We start from the raw sequence: 19,005 nt of genomic DNA, 5'->3' as shown, positions 1-19,005 counted from the left end.
CGCGGGGGCCGGCACCGTACCGGACCACCCGCTGTCTGTCTGTGTGCGAATCAGCGGTTGTAAGCGGTTTCGCCGTGTGACGAGATGTCGAGGCCTTCGCGCTCTTCCTCTTCCGACACACGCAGGCCGAGGGTCAGGTCGGCGATCTTGAAGGCGATGAACGCCACCACGCCGGACCACACGATCGTGAACAGCACGCTCTTGACCTGGATCCAGACCTGGCCGCCCATCGTGAAGGTGTCGGGCGTGAGGCCGCCGGTGCCGCCCAGGCCCTTGGCTGCGAACACACCGGTCAGGATGGCACCCAGGATGCCGCCCACGCCGTGCACGCCGAACACGTCGAACGCGTCGTCGGCACCCAGCATGCGCTTGAGGCCGCCGACACCCCACAGGCAGACCAGGCCGGCCAGCAGGCCCAGCACGATCGAACCCATCGGGCCGACGAAACCGGCGGCGGGCGTGACGGCCACGAGGCCGGCGACCGCACCGGACGCGGCGCCCAGCATCGAGGCCTTGCCCTTGTGCAGGCTCTCACCCAGGATCCACGACAGGGCCGCGGCGGCGGTGGCGAGCACCGTGTTCACGAAAGCCAGGCCGGCGGCGGCGTTGGCCGCACCTGCCGAACCCGCGTTGAAGCCGAACCAGCCGACCCACAGCAGCGAAGCGCCGACCATGGTGAGCGTGAGCGAGTGCGGCGTGAACGCTTCCTTGCCGTAGCCGACGCGCTTGCCGATCATGTAGGCACCGACCAGGCCGGCGATACCGGCGTTGATGTGCACCACGGTGCCGCCCGCGAAGTCGAGCGCGCCGTCCTTGCCCAGCAGGCCGCCGCCCCACACGATGTGGGCCATGGGCACGTAGCTGAAGGTGAACCAGATCACCGAGAACAGCAGCACGGCCGAGAACCTGGCGCGTTCCGCGAAGGCACCGACGATCAGCGCCACGGTGATGGCCGCGAAGGTGCCCTGGAAGGCGACGAACACGTATTCAGGAATCGTGGTCAGCGCGCCGAAGGTCTCCTGCGTGATGCCCTTCATGAAGATCTTGTCGAAGCTTCCGAAGAAATTGCCGTCGCCCGTGAAGGCCAGGCTGTAGCCGTAGATGGCCCACAGGATGCTGATCAGCGAGAAGATCACGAAGACCTGCATCAGCACCGACAGCATGTTCTTGGAGCGGCCCAGGCCGCCGTAGAACAGCGCCAGGCCGGGGATGGTCATCAGGATCACGAGCAGCGTCGAGGTGAGCATCCAGGCGGTGTCGCCGGAGTCGACCTTGGGCGCGGGGGCGGCCGCCGGTGCGGCAGGTGCGGCCTCGGCGGCTGCGGGTGCTGCAGCCGCGGGAGCCGCTGCAGGCGCGGGCGCCGCAGCGGCAGGTGCCGATGCAGCCGGAGCCTCAGAGGCGGCGGCGGGTGCCTGGGCCAGCGCCGACGTGCCGGCGACGAAGACGCTCAAACCGAGCGCAAGAGAGACAAGAAGTTTTTTCATAGTCGTTGTTCTTTCGGGCCAGGACTCGATCAGAGGGCTTCGCGGCCCGTTTCGCCAGTACGGATGCGCACGACCTGCTCGAGGTTGTAGACAAAGATCTTGCCGTCGCCGATCTTCCCGGTGCGCGCAGCGCCCTCCACCGCCTCGATCACGCGATCGACGAGGTCGTCGGAGATGGCCGCCTCGATCTTCACCTTGGGCAGGAAGTCGACCACGTACTCGGCGCCGCGGTACAGCTCGGTGTGGCCCTTCTGGCGACCGAAGCCCTTCACTTCCGTGACGGTGATGCCCTGCACGCCGATGGCCGAGAGTGCTTCGCGCACCTCGTCGAGCTTGAACGGTTTGATGATGGCTGTGACCAGCTTCATGATGAGTTGCTCCTTCTGGATGGATGAAAGGTGGCGCGGCAACGTGGGCCGCGCCTGGTTGTTGTGTCGATTACAGCGTCTTCGTCAGCGTGACGATGAAGCGTGCCTTGTTGGGCGAGTACGTCGTCTGGCCGAAGGTGCCGAAACCGAAGTCGTAGCCCGGATTGGCCACGGCGAGGTACGAGCTCTTCTTGTTGGCACCCTGCACCGAGCCGGTGAGCGTCAGGCCGCTGCCGAAGTCGTAGGTGGCGCCGATGTTGTAGTCGACGTAGCTCTTGTAGCCCAGGCTGCGGATGTCGCTGGACATGTTGGTGAAGCCCACGGCCGCCTTCAGCGTGACCTTGGGCACGATCTCCTTGCTGTAGGCCAGGTTCAGGTAGCCGGTGTTGGTGCCCTTCAGGCCCGAACCGGCCTTGTTGCCCGCGTAGCCGAAGTAGTCCTTGGAGACGGTGTGCGAGTACTTGGCCGTGAACGAGCCGAAGCTGTCGTTGGCGTAGGTGGCGCCCACGTAGAGCTCGGTGGTGTTGCCTGCCGAGTTGCCCGGGTAGATGTAGGTCAGCGCACCGACGTCCATGTCGACCGGGCCGGCCTTGAACTTGTAGCCGCCGTAGATGTCGCTCTCGATGCTGTTGCCCTTGAGCCAGTTGACGCTGGAGTTCCAGTTGCCGACGTAGAAGCCGCTCTCGCCGAAGGCGTAGTCGAAGCCGCCCTGGATGGCGGGCTTGAAGCCCTTGGTCTTGGCGTAGTCGTTCTTGCCGATCATGTCCTGGTCCTGGCCGCGGAACTTGTAGTTCGAGGTCAGGGAGACATTGCCCGTGAGCAGGGGCGCGGGTGCCGGGGCGGCAGCGTCGGCGGCCTGGGCCATGGCGGCGCCCGAGGCGGTCAGTGCAGTGGCCAGAACGATCAACGCCTGGGCGGCGGTACGGTGCGTCATCAGGGAACTCCTCGCAAGTGTGTTGTTGGACCTGAGCACCCTCAAAGCAGGGAGCGTGCCAAAGTGCACAAATACCGCCCCGGCCAGAGGGCGGCGATGCGCGGCGGTGAGCGCCAAATCGTTACAAGCCCTGTTTCCGGCAGTTGCACACGCTTGCACGCTGCACGGTCCTGGGCCTGCATGTCGCAGGCGCACCAACTTGGGGAGAGGGAGAACAATGAGTCTGTCTTTGGTGCAAAGCCGCGCCTTGCTCGGCCTGGAGGCCGCCGCCGTCACGGTCGAGGTGCATCTGGCGAACGGCCTGCCGAGCTTCACCCTGGTGGGGCTGGCGGAGACGGAGGTCAAGGAAGCGCGCGAACGCGTGCGCTCGGCGATCCAGAACGCCGGGCTTGAATTTCCTACGAACAAGAAGATCGTCGTCAATCTCGCGCCCGCCGACCTGCCGAAGGATTCGGGCCGCTTCGACCTGCCCATCGCCCTGGGCATCCTCGCGGCCAGCGGGCAGATCGAGAACGCCCGGCTGGCCGGCCACGAGTTCGCGGGCGAGCTGTCGCTGTCGGGCGAGCTGCGCCCCGTGCGCGGCACGCTGGCGATGGCCCTGGCCCTGCACACGCGCGGCGTGGCGACGCGGCTGGTGCTGCCCATGGACAGCGCCCGCGAGGCCGCGCTGGTGCCCGGCGGGGAGGTCTACGGCGCCCGGCACCTGCTGGACGTGGTGCGCCAGTTCCTGAGCGACCGCGACGCCGCCGCATCCGCGCCCGAGGGCCCCGACGACGGCTGGACCCGCGTGCTCCCCGCGACCGGCGATGCCGCGCCGCACTACGCCGACCTGGCCGACGTCAAGGGCCACGCCAGCGCCAAGCGCGCGCTGGAGGTGGCCGCCGCCGGCGGCCACAGCCTGTTGATGGTGGGCGAGCCGGGTTCGGGCAAGTCCATGCTCGCGCAGCGCTTTGCCGGCCTGCTGCCGCCGATGGGCATCGACGAGGCGCTCGAAAGCGCCGCCATCGCGAGCCTGGGCGGTCGCTTCGCCACCGGGCGCTGGATGTGCCGGCCGACAGCGGCGCCGCACCACACGGCCAGTGCGGTGGCGCTGGTCGGCGGCGGCTCGCCGCCCCGGCCCGGCGAGATCTCGCAGGCGCACCACGGCGTGCTCTTTCTCGACGAATTCCCCGAATTCGCGCGCGCCGCGCTGGAGGCGCTGCGCGAACCGTTGGAGACCGGCACGATCACCATCGCGCGGGCCGCGCGGCGCGCGGAATTTCCGGCGCGCTTCCAATTGGTCGCGGCGATGAACCCCTGCCCCTGCGGCTACCTCGGAACGACCACGGCCAAGGCCTGCCGCTGCACGCCGGACCAGATCCTGCGCTACCAGGGCAAGCTCAGCGGCCCGCTGCTGGACCGCATCGACTTGCACATCGAGGTGCCCGCCGTGCCCGCGCAGCTGCTGCTCGACGCGCCGCCCGGCGAATCGACCGCCAGCATCCGCACCCGCGTGATCGCCGCGCGCGAACGCGCGATGCGGCGCCAGGGCACGCCCAACCAGTCGCTGCAGGGCAGTGCCATCGACACGCATGCCGCGCTCGACACGCCGGCGCGGCAGTTCATGTTCAACGCCGCGAACAAGCTCGGCTGGTCGGCGCGCAGCACGCACCGTGTGCTGAAGGTAGCGCGCACGGTCGCCGACCTGGCGGGCGCGGACACGGTGGAGGTCGCACACGTGGCCGAGGCCGTGCAGTACCGGCGGGCGCTGCACAGCGGCGCGTAGACAGCGCCACGCGCCCTGGCGGCGGGTTACAGCAGGCCGCGTCCGGCCAGGTTGCGCATCAGCGCCCCGATGCCGTAGCGCCAGCGCGGCGCCTGGTCGGCATGGACCACGCGGTTGTTCAGGGCACCCAGCTCGGGGGCCGCGATGCGCACGTGATCGCCCACGACGTGCGTGAACCCTTGCCCCGGTCCGTGACGGTCTTGTGTCGGCGCGAACATCGTGCCCAGAAACAACATGAAACCGTCGGGGTAGGCGTGGTGGCGGTTGAGTGTCTGCGCCACGAGGTCGAGCGGATCGCGGCTGATCTTCGACAGCGAACTCGACCCTTCGAGCGTGAAGCCCTCGGGCCCTGTCACGTTCAACGCGACCGTGATGCGCCGCACGTCGGCGATGCCGAAGTGCGCATCGAACAGACGGATGAACGGGCCGATGGCGCACGAGGCGTTGTTGTCCTTGGCCTTGCCCAGCAGCAGTGCGCTGCGGCCTTCGAAGTCGCGCAGGTTGACGTCGTTGCCGAGCGCAGCGCCGAGCGTCTCGCCGCGGCTGTTCACCGCGAGCACGACCTCGGGCTCGGGGTTGTTCCAGGCCGAGTCCGCGTGGATGCCCACGTCGGCGCCCGTGCCCACGGCCGCGAGCACCGGTGCCTTGGTGAAGACCTCGGCGTCGGGGCCGATGCCGACCTCGAGGTACTGCGACCACATGCCTTGCGCGATGAGCACGTCCTTCACCTTCATGGCTTCGGGCGAGCCCGGCACGATGTCGGCGAGGTTGTCGCCGAGCACATCGCCGATGGCCGCGCGCGTGGCCTCGGCGCGCGAGGCATCGCCGCGCGCCTGCTCTTCGATCACGCGTTCGAGCAGGCTCGCGACGAAGGTCACGCCGCTGGCCTTCACGACCTGCAGGTCGCAGGGTGCGAGCAGCCAGGCCTGGTGGCTGTCGCGCGTACTTTCGTCGCTGTTGGCGAGCACGGCATCGAGCGCGGCGATGCGCGGTGCGGTTCCCGCTTGCAATGCGGCACGCACGGCTTCGGCCGGCGAGCCCTTGCCTTCGAGCAGATCGCTCATGGTGGGCGCGAGCGTCGACAGGTCGTGCAGGCCATCGCCCTGCACGGCCACCAGCACTGGGCCCACGCCGGGTTGCCAGAGACGGCCGACAAGGGTGGCGCGCTCGGCGTCGCGGGGCAGGCTGGAAGCGGTCGAAAGGTCCAAAGGCATGGCGTTGTGTCTCCGTGAATAAGGTCTACGCACCATCGTAGCCGCGCCCCGGGAACCGCCGTGTGTCAGTGGCCCGGCGTGGCCCGCACGCGCGCCACGTCGGCGGGCAGGTTCGGCCACGGCGTTTCCTGCGGCGCGAAGCGTGCGCGCATGTAGCCGGCGAGGTCGGCGATCTGGCGGTCGTCCAGCGCCTCGCGGAACGCGGGCATGAAGCCGATGTCGCGGTGCGCGGGCGCGCGCACGCCGTCGAGGATGGTGCGCAGCAGGTTGTCGGGCCGCGTGCTCGTGAGGCTGCTGTTGAGTGCGAGCGGCGTGTTCACGCCCAGCAGCGTGGGGCCGTCGCCGTCGTGGTGGCACGAGGCGCAGGCGCTGTCGAACATGCGCTGCGCGGGGCCGAGCAGCTGGCCCTGCGTGCGCGCGGCGTTGTCGATGGCCTGTTGCGCGAGCGCCTGCGGTTGCGCGACCGGCTCGGGGTTGAACGAGCCCAGGTAGACGGCCATTGCGCGCACGTCGGCGTCGGGCACCTGCGCAAGTTCGCGCACCACCTCGGCCATCGGGCCGCCCGCGATGCCGTGGCGCGGCGAGTGGCCGTTGCGCAGGTAGCGGTACAGCGCGTCGGTGTCCCACGGCACGGCGGCCTTCGACAGCTGCGTGAGCGCGGGCGCTTCCCAGCCATCGACCATCGCGCCTGAGAGGAACGCGCTGCCGCCCTGCTCCGCGCCGAGCGCGTTGCGCGGCGTGTGGCAGGCGCCGCAGTGGCCCAGGCCGTTGACGAGGTAGGCACCGCGGTTCCATTCAGCGCTTTGCGTGGGCACGGACGGCAGCGGTGCGGGGTCGTGGAACAGCGCGTTCCAGCCGGCCATCAGCGGACGCAGGTTGAACGGGAACTTGAGTTCGGACTTGGGCGTTGGCGCGCGCACCGCCGGCATCGCCATGAAGTACGCATAGAGCGCCTGCAGGTCGTCGTCGCTGGTCTTCGCGAAGGCGGTGTAGGGGAACGCGGGGTACAGGTGATGGCCGTCGCGCGAGACGCCCTCGCGCATCGCGCGCTGGAAGGCGCTGAACGACCAGCGGCCCAGGCCCGTCTCGGCGTCGGGCGTGAGGTTGGTGGTGTAGAGCGTGCCGAAGGGTGTCTCCATCGCACGGCCACCGGCGTTGGGCGCGCCGCCCGGTGCGGTGTGGCACACAGCGCAGTCGCCGAGCGCGGCGAGCACGCGGCCGCGCTCGATGGTGGACTCGCTGTAGACCGGTGCGCTGAGCGACACCGGCGCGATGGCGGAGCGCCAACCGAGCAGGCCGGCGATGACGCCAAGGCCGCCGATGAAGAGCGCGGCGCCGGTGGCCCACACACCCTTGCGGCGCGGCCACAGGGCGTTGTTCACGCCTGCGCTCGAGGCAGGTGGCGAAGAAGGTCCGGCGGCATCGCCCTGCCCCGGCGGCGGAGGCAGCGAACCGCGGTTCAACTCCGCCAGCACCGTCTCCGGCGTGAACGGCGGCGAGCGGAAGCGCACGCCCGTCGCATCGAAGATCGCATTCGCGATCGCCGCCGTGCCCGGCACCGACGACGACTCGCCCGCACCCAGCGACGGCTCGCCCGGGCGCGGCATGTGCATCACCTCGATCACCGGCACGTCGCGGAAATTGAGGATCGGGTAGCTGCCCCATTCGCGGCTCGCGACCACGCCCGAAGGCAACACGCCCGGCAACTGCGAACCGCCTGCAGCAGCACCTTGCTGCGGCGCGAACTGCACCTGCTCCTTGAGCGCGCGGCTCGTGGTCTGGATCACGTTGCCGTGCACCTGGTGCTCGACCCCCGCCGGGTTGACCAGCAGCCCCGCGTCGTGCCCCACCACCACGCGGCGCACATGCACCTCGCCGGTCTTCTGGTTGACCTCGACATCGGCCACCCACGCGGCCCACGCCGCGCCGAAGCCCGGCCACTTGCTGTGGATGTAGCGCGCGTACGCAAAGCCCTGGCCGAAGAGGATGTCGCCGCCTTCGCCGAGCCCGCCGTCGGCGTTCTCCTGCGGCCCGGTGCGCATGCGCCAGCCGGCCTTCTGCGCGGTGGCCTGCACGAGCTCGACCGCGCGCGGGTCGTCCAGGTGCCGCAGGCGGAACTGCACGGGGTCGACACCCGCGGCCGTGGCCAGCTCGTCGATGTACGACTCGTGCGCGAACGAACTCGGCAGCGCCGACACGCCGCGCAGCCACGAGGCGCGCACGATCGGCGCCATGTCGTTGACCTTCACGCGCAGGTTGTCGTAGCTGTACGGCGGTCGCGCGGTGCGGTCGCCCATCTCGTAGGCCTGCGCCACGGGCTCGACCGTGCGCGTGAGCAGCAGCGCCAGCGTGGGCGCACCGTTCGACGGATAAGAGGTTTCGAAGTCGTAGGCGGCGACGCGGCCGTCGGCCATGAGCCCGCCGTCGATCTCCATGAGCTGCGCGGCGCCCTTGGGCTCCCACGCATGCTCCTGCTCGCGCGAGAGCTGCACGCGCACCGGCGCACCCACGGCGCGCGCGAGCAGCGCAGCATCGGCCGCCACGTCGTCGGCACCGTTGCGGCCGTAGCAGCCCGCGGCCTCCATGCGCACGACGTCGACCTGCACGTCGTCCACGCCCATGAGCTTGGCCAGATCGGCGCGCAGCACGTGCGGGTTCTGCGACCCGGCCCAGCAGCGCAGCTGCATGCCGCTGCCGTCGGCCGGTTGCCACTCGGCCAGCGCGCACGACGGGCCGATGGACGCATGCATCTGGTAGGGCCACACGTAGGTGCGCTGCATCGGCTGCGCAGCGGCGGCCATGGCACCGTCGACGTCGCCTTCGTCGACCAGCAGGCGCTGCGTCGAGGGGTTGTCGCGCAGGGCCTGCGCCACGTCGCGCAGGTCGGGCATGCCGGGCCAGGGCTTCCAGGTCACGCGCAGTTCGCGCATCGCCTGTTCGGCGTGCTCTTCGCGCTCGGCGACGATGCCGACGAAGTCGCGCACCACGACCACGGCGCGGATGCCGGGGATGTGCGCGATCGACGATTCGTCGACCGCTTCGAGCGTGTTGCCGATGAACTCGCCATGGTCCGCGCCCGCATACGGGGGGCGCACGACACGGCCGTGCAGCATGCCGGGCACGCGCATGTCGTGCACGAACACGAGGTCGCCCGCGAGCTTGGCCGGGATGTCGACGCGCGCCTGGCGCGTGCCGACGAGGCGGTAGTCAGCGGGGTTCTTGGGGGTGACGTCGAGGTCCAGCCGCAGCACGGTGCGTCGGTGCGCCACGAGGTCCGCGTAGTTGACGTGACGGTCCGGCGCCTCGGCCACGCGCACCACGCCGTTGCGCACCTGCAGCGCATCGACGGCCACGCCCAGCCGTTCGGCCGCGCGCGCCAGCAGCCAGGCGCGTGCCTGCGCGGCGGCCAGCCGCAGCGGCTGCGCGTGGATCTGGATCGACGCGCTCGCGATGGTCGCGCCCTGGTTGGGCGCGCGCGCGGTGTCGCCGAGCATCATGCGCACACAGGGCATGCCGAGGTCGAGCTCCTCGGCCACGATCTGCGCCAGCGCGGTCTGGATGCCGGTGCCCAGGTCGACGTGGCCGTTGAGCGCGGAGACGCTGCCGTCGTCCCACAGCGCGAGCAGCACCTCGTCGCCTTCGCTGGGGTGGCTGGCGATGAAGGCGGGCTGGCCCTTGGCGGGCGGCGGCGGGGGCGGTGCCTCGCGCACCACCAGCAGCACACCGTCGGCGGCGAGGAACTCCGCGCGGGTCTGCGGCAGGTCGGCGCGGCGCGTCATGCGGCGGGGGCGTCCGGCGGGGCCGCGCGCAGGCGCACGGCGGCGCGCTGCACGGCGTCGAGGATCTCGATGTGCGTGCCGCAGCGGCACAGGTTGCCCGAGAGCTCGCTGCGGATGCGCGCCTCGCTCGCGTTGGGATCACGCGCGAGCAGTGCCGCCACCTGCATGACCATGCCGTTGAGGCAGTAGCCGCACTGCGCGGCCTGCGCGTCTTCGAAGGCGGCCTGCACCGGATGCCAGCGCCCGCGCATGCCCAGGCCTTCGAGCGTGGTGATGTGGCGCCCTGTCACGCCATGCGCGGGAATCACGCAGGACCGCGCGGCCACGCCGTCGACGTGCACCGTGCACGCACCGCACTGCCCGAGTCCGCAGCCGTACTTGGGCCCGTTGAGCCCGAGGTCGTTGCGCAGCAGGTGCAGCAGCGAGGCTTCGCGCGGCACGTCGGCGAGCGCGTGCGCCCGGCCGTTGACCTGCAGGTGCAGCGGCTCAGCGCCGCAACTGGCCGTCACGGGTGTACATCTCCAGGTCCACGAAGGTCGAGCCGTTGTGGTTCTTCGCGCTGTAGTCGACGGGGAAGTCGCCGAAGCGCGTGCTGCCGATGCTCTCGAGCCCGGCGATGAAGCTGTCGCGCGTGAGCGCCTTGCCCGCGCGGCGCAGGCCCTCGGCCATCACGCGCGCGACGATGTAGCCCTCGAGCGCGGTGTAGCTGTCGATCTTCTGGCCGAACTCGGCGCGGTCGCGCTGGTAGTCGGCCACGATGGGCACGCGCTGCGCACCGGGCGGCGGCACGATGCTGGCCGTGACCAGCCCGGCGAGCTTGCCTTCGAGCCGCTTGGCCGAACCCGCCGCGTCGGTGATGCCGACCGACAGCGTGTACAGCGGCGCCGCCGCACCGCTCGCGCGGTAGTCGCGGATGAAGACCTCAGTCATGCGCCCGGCCATAATCATCACGACGGCGCCGGGGCGGCCCTCGGCGAGCCCGCCGATCACCTGCTTGGCGTCTTCGGCCGCGATGGCCATGGGCAGCGTCTGCACCACCTTCACCTTGTATTCGGCGGCCAGCTGCTCGCAGGTGGCGAGGTTCGACTTGCCGAAGGCGCTGTCCTGGTAGACCACGGCGATCGACTGGATGCCCAGGGTCGAGAGGTGGCTGATGATCTTGCGCAGCTCCAGGTCGTAGCCCGCGCGCACGTGGAACAGGTAGCGGTTGGTTTTTGTGCGGAACGACGTGGTGCCCACCAGCGGCGCGAACATCGGCACGCCGGCCTTCTCGGCCAGCGGCATCGCGGCCGCGAGGTTGCCCGTGGCGACGTAGCCGGTGAGCGCGAAGACCTTGTCCTCGTCGATCAGCTTGGCGGTGTTGGTGGCCGTCTTCGCGGGCTCGTAGGCGTCGTCGTAGGTGACGAGTTCGATCTTGCGGCCGTGGATGCCGCCCGACTTGTTGACGCGGTCGAAGTACAGCTGGATGCCCGCGCGGTAGTCGACGCCGAAGTCTTTCGCCGGGCCGCTGAACACGGCCGACTGGCCGATGCGGATGGTGCTGTCCGTCACGCCGTTGTCCGCGCGCGCCGGCCGCAGCAGGCCGGGGCCGAGCGCCAGGGCCGCGCCGCCCGCCACCAGGGTGCGCCTTGAAATCGAAAGCTTCATGCGTCGTCTGTCTCTTTGTTGTTGTCGTCGGAGGGGTGTTGCCGCGGCGGCGCCGCGGACTTCGGGGTCGTCAGCCGGCCTGGATGTCGCCCGACTGGATGCGCTTGACGCCCTTGGCCGTCATCTGCTTCCAGGCGGCGGCCAGCGAACCGTTGAGGTCGATGCCGCGCGTGGCGTCTTCGATCACGTAGGCCTCGAAGCCGGCCTTGCGCGCGTCCATCGCGGTCCAGGCCACGCAGAAATCGGTGGCCAGGCCGGTGACGAACACGGTCTTGATGCCGCGCGCCTTGAGGTAGCCGGCCAGGCCGGTGGCCGTCTTGTGGTCGGCCTCCTCGAAGGCGGAGTAGCTGTCCATGTCCTTGTGGAAGCCCTTGCGGATGATGAGCTGCGCGGTCGGCACCTTCAGCTCCTTGCCGAGCGCCGCATCGTCGGTGCCCTGCACGCAGTGGTCGGGCCACAGCACCTGTGTGCCGTAGTTGAGCTTCGTGGTCTCGAAGGGCTTCTTGCCGCTGTAGGTGCTGGCGAACGAGGCATGGCCCGCCGTGTGCCAGTCCTGCGTGACGACGATGTTCTGGAACGCGGGCGCCAGCGCGTTGATGACCGGGATCACCTCGTTGCCCCCCTTCACCGCGAGCGTGCCGCCGTCGAGAAAACAGTTCTGCACGTCGACCACGATCAGCGCGGCCTTGCCGCCGGGCTTGATCTTGCCGGCCGCGAAAGCGGACGAGAGACCGAAACTGCCGAGGCTGCCGACGAGCCCAAGGGCAGCGGCGGACTTCAAGACGGTTCTGCGATGCATGGTGTGGACTCCGGTGGTTGAGGAAAGGAAACGGTCAGACGCTGAGGTAAGCCCTGCGCACTTCTTCGTTGGCCGCCAACTCGGCCATCGTGGCGTGGTAACGGATCTGCCCCTTCTCGAGCACGTAGGCGCGGTCGGAGACCAGCTCGGCGAAGTGCATGTTCTGCTCCGACAGCAGGATGCTCACGCCCTGCGCCTTGAGCTCGAGGATCATGTTGGCCATCTGCTCGACGATGACGGGGGCCACGCCCTCGGAGGGCTCGTCGAGCAACACGAGGTAGGGGTTGCCCATCAGCGTGCGCGCCACGGTGAGCATCTGCTGCTCGCCGCCGCTCATGCGGCCACCGGGGCGGTTGGGCATCTCGCCGAGGTTGGGGAACAGCTGGAACAGGCGCTCGGGCGTCCACAGCGGCGCGGCCGTGCCGTCGGCCCACTGGCGCGCGGGCTGCTTGCCGACCTCGAGGTTTTCCATCACCGTGAGGTCGGTGAACACGCGCCGGTCTTCGGGCACGAAGCCCAGGCCCAGGCGCGCCGCGTGGTGCGGCTCGCTCTTCGAAATGTCGTGGCCCAGGAAGCGCACGGCGCCGCGGCGCTTGGTGAGCATGCCGATGAGCGTCTTGAGCGTGGTCGACTTGCCCGCGCCGTTGCGGCCCATGAGCGCGACGACTTCGCCGCGTCGCACTTCGAGGTCGACGTCGTAGAGGATCTGCGCGGCGCCGTACCAGGCACACAGGGCCTTGGCTTCGAGAAGAGGTTCGTGCGTGCTCATGCGGTAACTCCCAGCGCTGCGGCTTTCTCGGCGATCTTCTCGAAGGTCTTGCCGCTGCCGAAGTACACCTCCTGCACCTTCGGGTGGTCGCGGATTTCCAGCGGCTTGCCCTGCGCGATGAGGCGCCCGCGCGCCAGCACGATCATGCGATCGGCGTACGCGAACACCACGTCCATGCTGTGCTCGGTGAAGAGCACGGCCATGCCGCGCTGGATGACGAGGTCCTTGGTGAGCGCCATGAGCGAGTTGCGCTCCTGGGGCGCCATGCCGGCGGTGGGCTCGTCCATGAGCAGCAGCTTGGGCGAGTTGGCCATGGCGATGGCAAGTTCGACGCGCTTCACGTCGCCGTAGGCCAGCACGCTGCAGGGCCGGTCGGCCTGCGCCTTCATGCCGACCTGGTCGAGCAGCGCCAGCGCCTCGTCGCGCTTGTGGTCGGCCGCACGGCGCCACATCGAGAACAGCTTGTGGTCGTGCGATAGCAGCGCCATCTGCACGTTCTCGACCACGGTGAGCGAGGCAAAAGTTTCTGCGATCTGGAAGGTGCGGCCCACGCCCTTGCGCCAGATCTCGCGCGGCTTGCGGCCCACGAGTTCGTGGCCGTCGAGCGTGATCGAGCCCTGGTCGGCCTTGAGCTGGCCGTTCACCATGTTGAAGGTGGTCGACTTGCCGGCGCCGTTGGGGCCGATGAGCGCCAGCAGCTCGCCGGGCGGCAGCTCGAAGCTGATGCCGTCGACGGCCTTCACGCCGCCGAAGGATTTGCCGAGGTTGGTGACTTTGAGGAGGCTCATGCCTTCACCTCCTTGAGCTTGGCGTCTGCTTCATCATGCTTCGGTGCGCGCCAGCGATCGACGAGCTGCTTGATCGAGCCTGCAATGCCCTGCGGGAACAAGAGCACCAGGATCAGGATGATGGCGCCGAGCATCGCGCGCCAGTAGTCGGTGTTGCGCGCCACGGTGTCGTGCAGCCAGGTGAAGGTGACGGCGCCGACCACCGGCCCCGCCAGCGTCTGGATGCCGCCCAGCAGCACCATCACGAGGCCGTCGACCGACTTGCCGACCGACAGGCTCTCGGGCGAGATGCTGCCCTTGGAAAACGCATAGAGCGCACCGGCCAGGCCCGCCACGGTGCCGGCGATGACGAAGGCCGCCCACTGCATGCGCTTGACGTCGATGCCGATGGCGTCGGCGCGCAGCACCGAGTCGCGGCCCGCGCGCAGCGCATAGCCGAAGGGCGAGAACAGCACGCGGCGCAGCCACCACACGCCCGCGCCCACGAGCACCAGCGTGAGCCAGTAGTACACCTGCTTGTTCGACAGCCACTCCGACGGCCACACGCCGGTCAGGCCGTTGCTGCCGCCCGTGAAGCTGTCCCACTGGTAGGTGACGGCCCAGGTGATCTGCGCAAAGGCCAGCGTGAGCATCGCCAGGTACACGCCCGACAGCCGCACGGCGAACCAGCCGTAGACGAAGGCGCCGAGCGCCGCCACCAGCGGCGCGACCACGAGGGCCAACTCCATCGGCAGATGCAGCGCGCGCACCAGCAGCGCCGCGCCGTAGGCCCCGAGGCCGAAGTAGGCGGCGTGGCCGAAGGAGTGCATGCCGGCCGGCCCCATGATGAAGTGCAGGCTGGTGGCGAACAGCGCGGCGATCAGCAGGTCGATCATCAGCACCGTGGTGTAGGGCGATCCGGCCGTCAGCAGCGGCAGCGCGGCCAGCACCAGCGCCAGCCCGGCGGCGGCCACGATGTAGGCGGTGCTCGGGCGGCGCAGCGGCTCTTCCTGCATGCCGACGTAGCGGCTCGGCGCCTGCGGCCGGCCGAACAGGCCCCAGGGGCGCCACACCAGCACGATGGCCATCACGAGGAAGTCGACCATCAGCGTGAGCTTGGAGAACGACACGTCGATGCCGAAGATCTGCACCACGCCCAGCCAGATGCACACGGCCTTGATCTCGGCGATGAGCAGCGCGGCCACGTAGGCGCCGGGCAGCGAGCCCATGCCGCCGACCACCACCACGACGAAGGCGGCGCCGATGGTGTTCAGGTCCATCTCCAGCGTGGCGGGTTCGCGCGGCAGTTGCAGCGCCCCGCCCAGGCCCGCGAGCAGCGCGCCGAGCGCGAACACGGCGGTGAAGAGCCAGGCCTGGTTGACGCCCAGCGCGCTGACCATCTCGCGGTCTTGCGTGGCGGCGCGCACCAGCGTGCCGAAGCGCGTGCGCGTGAGCAGCAGCCACACGAGGCCGAGCACCAGCGGGCCGACGACGATCAGGAACAGGTCGTAGGAAGGAAACTGGCGCCCGAGGATTTCGACCGAGCCCTTCAGGCCCGGCGCGCGCGGACCGAGCAGCTCGTCAGGGCCCCAGAGCCACAGCACCGCGTCCTTGATGACCAGCACCAGCGCGAAGGTGGCCAGCAGCTGGAACAGCTCGGGCGCCTTGTAGATGCGGCGCAGCAGCAGCACCTCGATGAGCGCACCCAGCACGCCCACCGCGAGCGCGGCGATCAAGAGCGCAGGCCAGAAGCCCACGCTCGGGCCGAGCTTCTCGACCAGCGTGTACGCGGTGTAGATGCCCACCATGAAAAAAGATCCATGGGCGAAGTTGACGATGCGCGTCACGCCGAAGATCAACGAGAGGCCGGCCGCCACCAGAAACAGCGAAGACGCGCCAGCCAACCCGTTGAGCAACTGAACAACGAAGCCTGAAAAGCTCATGAGGGACCCTGAGGAAACTGGAGACACCGCGCCTTGCCGTCATCGACCGACGGCAGGCGCGTTGCAGGAGCCGCGCGTGGTCAGTCCGCGGGGCGCATCTTCTTCACTTCGTCGTCGGTGGGCTGGAACTTGGCACCGTCGAGGTACACGTAGTCGACCATCACGCCCTTGCCGCCGTCGTTCTTGGTCTTGCCGACGTACGCGCCCATGGTGGACTGGTTGTCCTGTGCGCGGTAGCTGATCTTGCCGAAGGGCGTGTCGACCTGCAGGCCCTTGAAGGCCGCGACGAGCTTCTCGGTGTCGGTGCTGCCGGCCTTCTTCACGCCGGCGGCGATCGAGTAGATGGCGCTGTAGCCCACCACCGAGCCCAGGCGCGGGTAGTCCTTGAACTTGGCCTGGTAGGCGTCGTTGAAGGCCTTGTGCTCGGCGGTCTTCACGCCGTACCAGGGGTAGCCGGTGACGACCCAGCCGTTGGGCGCTTCGTCCTTCAGCGGGTCGAGGTACTCGGGCTCGCCGGTCAGCACGCTCACGACCTCACGGTCCTTGAACAGGCCGCGCGTGTTGCCTTCGCGCACGAACTTGGACAGGTCGGCGCCGAACAGCACGTTGAAGATGGCGTCGGGCTTGGCATCGGCCAGGGCCTGCACCACGCTGCCCGCATCGACCTTGCCCAGCGGCGGCGCCTGCTCGGCGACGAACTCGACGTCGGGCTGGATCGCCTTGAGCAGCGTCTTGAAGGTGGCGACCGACGACTGGCCGTATTCGTAGTTGGGGTACACGATGGCCCAGCGCTTCTTCTTGAGCTTGGCGGCCTCGGGCACGAGCATCGCGACCTGCATGTAGGTCGAGGGGCGCAGGCGGTAGGTGTACTTGTTGCCGTTGCTCCAGACGATCTTGTCGGTGAGCGGCTCGGCGGCGAGGTAGAAGAATTTTTTCTGCTTGGCGAAGTCGGTGAGCGCCAGGCCGGTGTTCGACAGGAAGGCGCCGGCCAGCACGTCGACCTTCTCGCGCGAGATGAGCTCTTCGGCCACGCGCACGGCGTCGCCGGGGTTGGCGTTGTCGTCGCGGCTGATGAGCTCCAGCTTCTTGCCGTTGACGCCGCCCTTGGCGTTGATCTCGTCGACCGCCAGTTCCATGCCCTTCTTGTAGGGCTCGAGGAAGGCGGGCTGCGCCTTGTAGCTGTTGATTTCGCCGATCTTGATCACGCCCTGCGCATGCGCGGGGACGAGGGCGGTGGCCAGCGTGACGACGGAAGCGGCGCAGAAGGCAAGGCGCAATGGATTCATCGGGAAGCTCCTAGAAGTTCGAACAGAAAACACGATGCGGGTGACGATGCAATGACAGGTCAGCGAAGACCGTCTTCGCCCTTGATCTCGCTGACCTGCAGGCCACCGACGCGCGGCAGCGGACGGCCGCTGTCGGTGACGGCCACGGCCACGACGATCTCGTTGGCGCGCGGCGCGTCGGCCACGCGGGCCTCGACGGCGTCGAAGTGGCTGCGCACGAAGGCGGCGTCCTTGTGGCCCAGCGGCACGTCGATGGCGGTGCCCAGCGTGCCCTGCTTCTTGGCCGAGGGCACGAGCGCGGCGCCCTTCTCGACCGCCACGCGCAGCGGCGCGCCCAGCTTGGGATGCAGGATCGCGGCGGCATGCTCCAGCTCGCCGCGCTCGCCGACGATGGCGGCCTTGCCGTAGCTCTGCGCCTGGCCGGGCTCGATGCCCAGCGCCTTCACGGCCTTCTGGCCCAGCAGCGCGCCGAGCTCTTCGCCGATGGCGATGAGCTCGTCGAGGTTCTCGCTGTAGCGGCCGGCGTAGGGGTTCTCGATGACGGCGATGGCGACGGCGCGGCGCGTGGGCGGCGTCACGTCCTGGCCCATTTCCTTGCGGGTTTCATCGACCTGGATGACGAGCTTGCGGATGTTGGCGGTCATGTCTGTGTGTTCCTTGTCTTGTCTCTTGTCTTGTGCGGTCAGCGCAGGCCGTCCCACTTGCTGATGTCCTTGGCGAGCAGGCCGCCGACGCGCGCATGCACGCGGTAGCCGGTGCTCATCGCGAGGATGAAGACGATCTCGTCGGCCATCGGCGCGCCGGGCACGCGCACCTCGATGGCATCGAACTGGCCGCGCACGTAGCTCGCGTTGATGTTGGTGAGCGGCACGTCGAGCGCGGCGCCGGGCGGGCCGACCTTCTTGGTCGAGGGCACGATCGACAGCGCGTTGCCGGGCTGGCCGGCTTTCTCTTCGGCCTTGCCCGCGGTGTAGGCGGCGCGGCTGCCCTTCCAGCCGAGCAGCTCCCGCATCGCATAGCCGCCGGGCACATGCCACAGCGCGCCGTGCTCCAGCTCGCCGTCGGCGCCGACGATGGCGCCCTTGCCGTAGGTGGCGATCTGTTCGAGCGGCACGTCCATGGCGGCGTGCAGCTGGTGCGCCATGTCGACGCCCACGGGGTCGAGCAGCGCCATCATCGGCAGGATGTCGGGCTCGTAGCGGCCCGCGAAAGGATTGGTCAGCACCGCGCCGATGGCACCGCGCACCAGCGGGGTTTCGGCACGCGGTCCGAACTCGTGGTGGATGTGCTCGACATGGGTGAAGACGCGACGGATTTCGATCATGAAAAAGAACCTTGCTTTTCGTTAAGCAAATACTGAACCAACTGCTTCGGGCAGCGCGATGTCCAGCGACTTCGAGCATAAGGGTTCCACCCGCCGCCACTGCCCCTGGCAAACGAGCAGAACGGCCCACACGAGCCCCCTTTTCTGCAACGCGCGGGCGCACGCCGCGCCCGCATCGAGTGCATGGTGCACCTGCGCGGGCGCCAGCGGCGGCACGTCGACGGTGACGAGGGTGTCGCCGAGGTCGCTGTCGTCCTTGCAGGCGCTGGCGGGCCTGCGCTGGATGGCGGCGTCGGCCACGTCGACGGCGTTGGCGATCACGGTGGCGGCGGCGTCGGCCTGCGCCGCGGTGGCGGCCAACACCGTCACGCTGTCGGCGATGCCCAGCGAGAAACTGCGCCCGCGCCAGCCGCTGGTGGCGACGCCGCGCACGGGTTGGTCGGCGTGCAGCTCGAACTGGCCGTCGGTCGTGAGCATGCCGCTGTCGCGCCAGTCGAAGCGCGCGAGATCGGCGAACAGGCCCACGCGCGCCGTGTGGCCGGGCGCGAGGTGCAGCGCGATGTCGCCGCCGTTGTTGACCCAGGCGCGTTCGATGCCGGGCCGGTCGTAGAAGGCGATGAGTTCCTGCGCCACGCTGCCGGCCACGGCCGCCATGGGCGTGAGGAACAGCGGCGAAAACGCATCGCAGGCGTCCCACATGCGGCGCGCGACCACGCCGCGCGGGCGCTGGCGTGCAGCCACGGGCAGGCGCAGCTGCGGCAGCTCGCGCACAAGTTCGTCGAGCACATGGCCGAAGCGCGCCCAGGCCGCGTCGTGCGCGGCCGCGACGGCGTACGGGTCGCCGTGTGCTTCGGCCACGATGTCGATCGGGCCGTGGTTGAAGTGCCAGCGGCCCGCGTCGAGCGCCGTGCGTTGGGCGGACATGG

General features: G+C 69.3%; 16 protein-coding genes. 1 reads left to right on the top strand and 15 read right to left on the bottom strand.

What is annotated here, in order from left to right:
• Positions 1–50: 50 nt before the first annotated feature.
• The 3 genes from AC07OH_RS21640 to AC07OH_RS21630 form a co-directional block, all read right to left on the bottom strand.
• The gene (locus tag AC07OH_RS21640) at positions 51–1,484 is read right to left on the bottom strand and encodes an ammonium transporter (protein ID WP_495302067.1); all 1,434 of its coding nucleotides are present in this window, start codon (positions 1,482–1,484) and stop codon (positions 51–53) included.
• Between the two features lie 29 nt (positions 1,485–1,513).
• Positions 1,514–1,852 carry a P-II family nitrogen regulator gene (gene glnK, locus AC07OH_RS21635; RefSeq protein WP_099794566.1) on the bottom strand — a complete coding sequence of 113 codons (339 nt, stop codon included), beginning with the start codon at positions 1,850–1,852 and terminating at the stop codon, positions 1,514–1,516.
• A gap of 70 nt (positions 1,853–1,922) precedes the next feature.
• Positions 1,923–2,786 (bottom strand): TorF family putative porin, encoded by an 864-nt coding sequence (locus AC07OH_RS21630; protein WP_492682381.1) that lies wholly within the window; start codon positions 2,784–2,786, stop codon positions 1,923–1,925.
• Between the two features lie 217 nt (positions 2,787–3,003).
• Here AC07OH_RS21630 and AC07OH_RS21625 point away from each other — a divergent pair, with 217 nt between their 5' ends.
• Positions 3,004–4,551 (top strand): YifB family Mg chelatase-like AAA ATPase, encoded by a 1,548-nt coding sequence (locus AC07OH_RS21625; protein WP_495302066.1) that lies wholly within the window; start codon positions 3,004–3,006, stop codon positions 4,549–4,551.
• Between the two features lie 26 nt (positions 4,552–4,577).
• On the opposite strand, the gene AC07OH_RS21620 is transcribed toward AC07OH_RS21625, so the two are convergent.
• The 12 genes from AC07OH_RS21620 to AC07OH_RS21565 form a co-directional block, all read right to left on the bottom strand.
• Positions 4,578–5,765 (bottom strand): fumarylacetoacetate hydrolase family protein, encoded by a 1,188-nt coding sequence (locus AC07OH_RS21620; RefSeq protein WP_495302065.1) that lies wholly within the window; start codon positions 5,763–5,765, stop codon positions 4,578–4,580.
• A gap of 65 nt (positions 5,766–5,830) precedes the next feature.
• Positions 5,831–9,544 (bottom strand): molybdopterin cofactor-binding domain-containing protein, encoded by a 3,714-nt coding sequence (locus AC07OH_RS21615; RefSeq protein ID WP_495302064.1) that lies wholly within the window; start codon positions 9,542–9,544, stop codon positions 5,831–5,833.
• Positions 9,541–10,053 (bottom strand): (2Fe-2S)-binding protein, encoded by a 513-nt coding sequence (locus AC07OH_RS21610; RefSeq protein ID WP_495302063.1) that lies wholly within the window; start codon positions 10,051–10,053, stop codon positions 9,541–9,543. Before AC07OH_RS21610 ends, AC07OH_RS21615 begins: the two co-directional genes overlap by 4 nt.
• Positions 10,031–11,191: an ABC transporter substrate-binding protein gene (locus AC07OH_RS21605; protein ID WP_495302062.1), complete on the bottom strand. Its 1,161-nt coding sequence runs from the start codon at positions 11,189–11,191 to the stop codon at positions 10,031–10,033. The genes AC07OH_RS21610 and AC07OH_RS21605 overlap by 23 nt, the downstream gene beginning before the upstream one ends.
• Before the next feature lie 70 nt (positions 11,192–11,261).
• Positions 11,262–11,990 (bottom strand): bifunctional nicotinamidase/pyrazinamidase, encoded by a 729-nt coding sequence (pncA, locus tag AC07OH_RS21600; RefSeq protein ID WP_192194426.1) that lies wholly within the window; start codon positions 11,988–11,990, stop codon positions 11,262–11,264.
• Between the two features lie 34 nt (positions 11,991–12,024).
• Positions 12,025–12,759: an ABC transporter ATP-binding protein gene (locus AC07OH_RS21595; protein WP_139703387.1), complete on the bottom strand. Its 735-nt coding sequence runs from the start codon at positions 12,757–12,759 to the stop codon at positions 12,025–12,027.
• Positions 12,756–13,547, bottom strand: coding sequence for an ABC transporter ATP-binding protein (locus AC07OH_RS21590; protein WP_095949850.1), 792 nt, complete (start codon positions 13,545–13,547; stop codon positions 12,756–12,758). The genes AC07OH_RS21595 and AC07OH_RS21590 overlap by 4 nt, the downstream gene beginning before the upstream one ends.
• On the bottom strand, positions 13,544–15,469 hold the full coding sequence (locus AC07OH_RS21585) for an ABC transporter permease (RefSeq protein WP_307589730.1): 1,926 nt from the start codon (positions 15,467–15,469) through the stop codon (positions 13,544–13,546). The genes AC07OH_RS21590 and AC07OH_RS21585 overlap by 4 nt, the downstream gene beginning before the upstream one ends.
• Before the next feature lie 80 nt (positions 15,470–15,549).
• Entirely contained in the window at positions 15,550–16,755 is a 1,206-nt protein-coding gene (locus AC07OH_RS21580) for an ABC transporter substrate-binding protein (RefSeq protein ID WP_062473975.1), read from the bottom strand.
• Between the two features lie 59 nt (positions 16,756–16,814).
• Positions 16,815–17,399 (bottom strand): amino acid synthesis family protein, encoded by a 585-nt coding sequence (locus AC07OH_RS21575; protein WP_159273450.1) that lies wholly within the window; start codon positions 17,397–17,399, stop codon positions 16,815–16,817.
• A 38-nt stretch (positions 17,400–17,437) separates the two neighbouring features.
• Entirely contained in the window at positions 17,438–18,079 is a 642-nt protein-coding gene (locus tag AC07OH_RS21570) for an amino acid synthesis family protein (protein WP_495302061.1), read from the bottom strand.
• Between the two features lie 21 nt (positions 18,080–18,100).
• Positions 18,101–19,003 carry a UPF0280 family protein gene (locus AC07OH_RS21565; RefSeq protein WP_495302060.1) on the bottom strand — a complete coding sequence of 301 codons (903 nt, stop codon included), beginning with the start codon at positions 19,001–19,003 and terminating at the stop codon, positions 18,101–18,103.
• Between the last annotated feature and the right edge of the window lie 2 nt (positions 19,004–19,005).

This window comes from Variovorax sp. GW821-FHT10C12, assembly GCF_059415405.1.
The sequence above is the reverse complement of the archived record's forward strand: the minus strand, read 5'-3'. Positions and strand labels throughout refer to the sequence as shown.

Bases quoted from the DNA above. Each gene is read 5' to 3' on its own strand.
- AC07OH_RS21640 (WP_495302067.1), bottom strand. From the start codon at position 1,484: ATGAAAAAACTTCTTGTCTCTCTTGCGCTCGGTTTGAGCGTCTTCGTC.
- glnK (WP_099794566.1), bottom strand. From the start codon at position 1,852: ATGAAGCTGGTCACAGCCATCATCAAACCGTTCAAGCTCGACGAGGTG.
- AC07OH_RS21630 (WP_492682381.1), bottom strand. From the start codon at position 2,786: ATGACGCACCGTACCGCCGCCCAGGCGTTGATCGTTCTGGCCACTGCA.
- AC07OH_RS21625 (WP_495302066.1), top strand. From the start codon at position 3,004: ATGAGTCTGTCTTTGGTGCAAAGCCGCGCCTTGCTCGGCCTGGAGGCC.
- AC07OH_RS21620 (WP_495302065.1), bottom strand. From the start codon at position 5,765: ATGCCTTTGGACCTTTCGACCGCTTCCAGCCTGCCCCGCGACGCCGAG.
- AC07OH_RS21615 (WP_495302064.1), bottom strand. From the start codon at position 9,544: ATGACGCGCCGCGCCGACCTGCCGCAGACCCGCGCGGAGTTCCTCGCC.
- AC07OH_RS21605 (WP_495302062.1), bottom strand. From the start codon at position 11,191: ATGAAGCTTTCGATTTCAAGGCGCACCCTGGTGGCGGGCGGCGCGGCC.
- pncA (WP_192194426.1), bottom strand. From the start codon at position 11,990: ATGCATCGCAGAACCGTCTTGAAGTCCGCCGCTGCCCTTGGGCTCGTC.
- AC07OH_RS21595 (WP_139703387.1), bottom strand. From the start codon at position 12,759: ATGAGCACGCACGAACCTCTTCTCGAAGCCAAGGCCCTGTGTGCCTGG.
- AC07OH_RS21590 (WP_095949850.1), bottom strand. From the start codon at position 13,547: ATGAGCCTCCTCAAAGTCACCAACCTCGGCAAATCCTTCGGCGGCGTG.
- AC07OH_RS21585 (WP_307589730.1), bottom strand. From the start codon at position 15,469: ATGAGCTTTTCAGGCTTCGTTGTTCAGTTGCTCAACGGGTTGGCTGGC.
- AC07OH_RS21580 (WP_062473975.1), bottom strand. From the start codon at position 16,755: ATGAATCCATTGCGCCTTGCCTTCTGCGCCGCTTCCGTCGTCACGCTG.
- AC07OH_RS21575 (WP_159273450.1), bottom strand. From the start codon at position 17,399: ATGACCGCCAACATCCGCAAGCTCGTCATCCAGGTCGATGAAACCCGC.
- AC07OH_RS21570 (WP_495302061.1), bottom strand. From the start codon at position 18,079: ATGATCGAAATCCGTCGCGTCTTCACCCATGTCGAGCACATCCACCAC.
- AC07OH_RS21565 (WP_495302060.1), bottom strand. From the start codon at position 19,003: ATGTCCGCCCAACGCACGGCGCTCGACGCGGGCCGCTGGCACTTCAAC.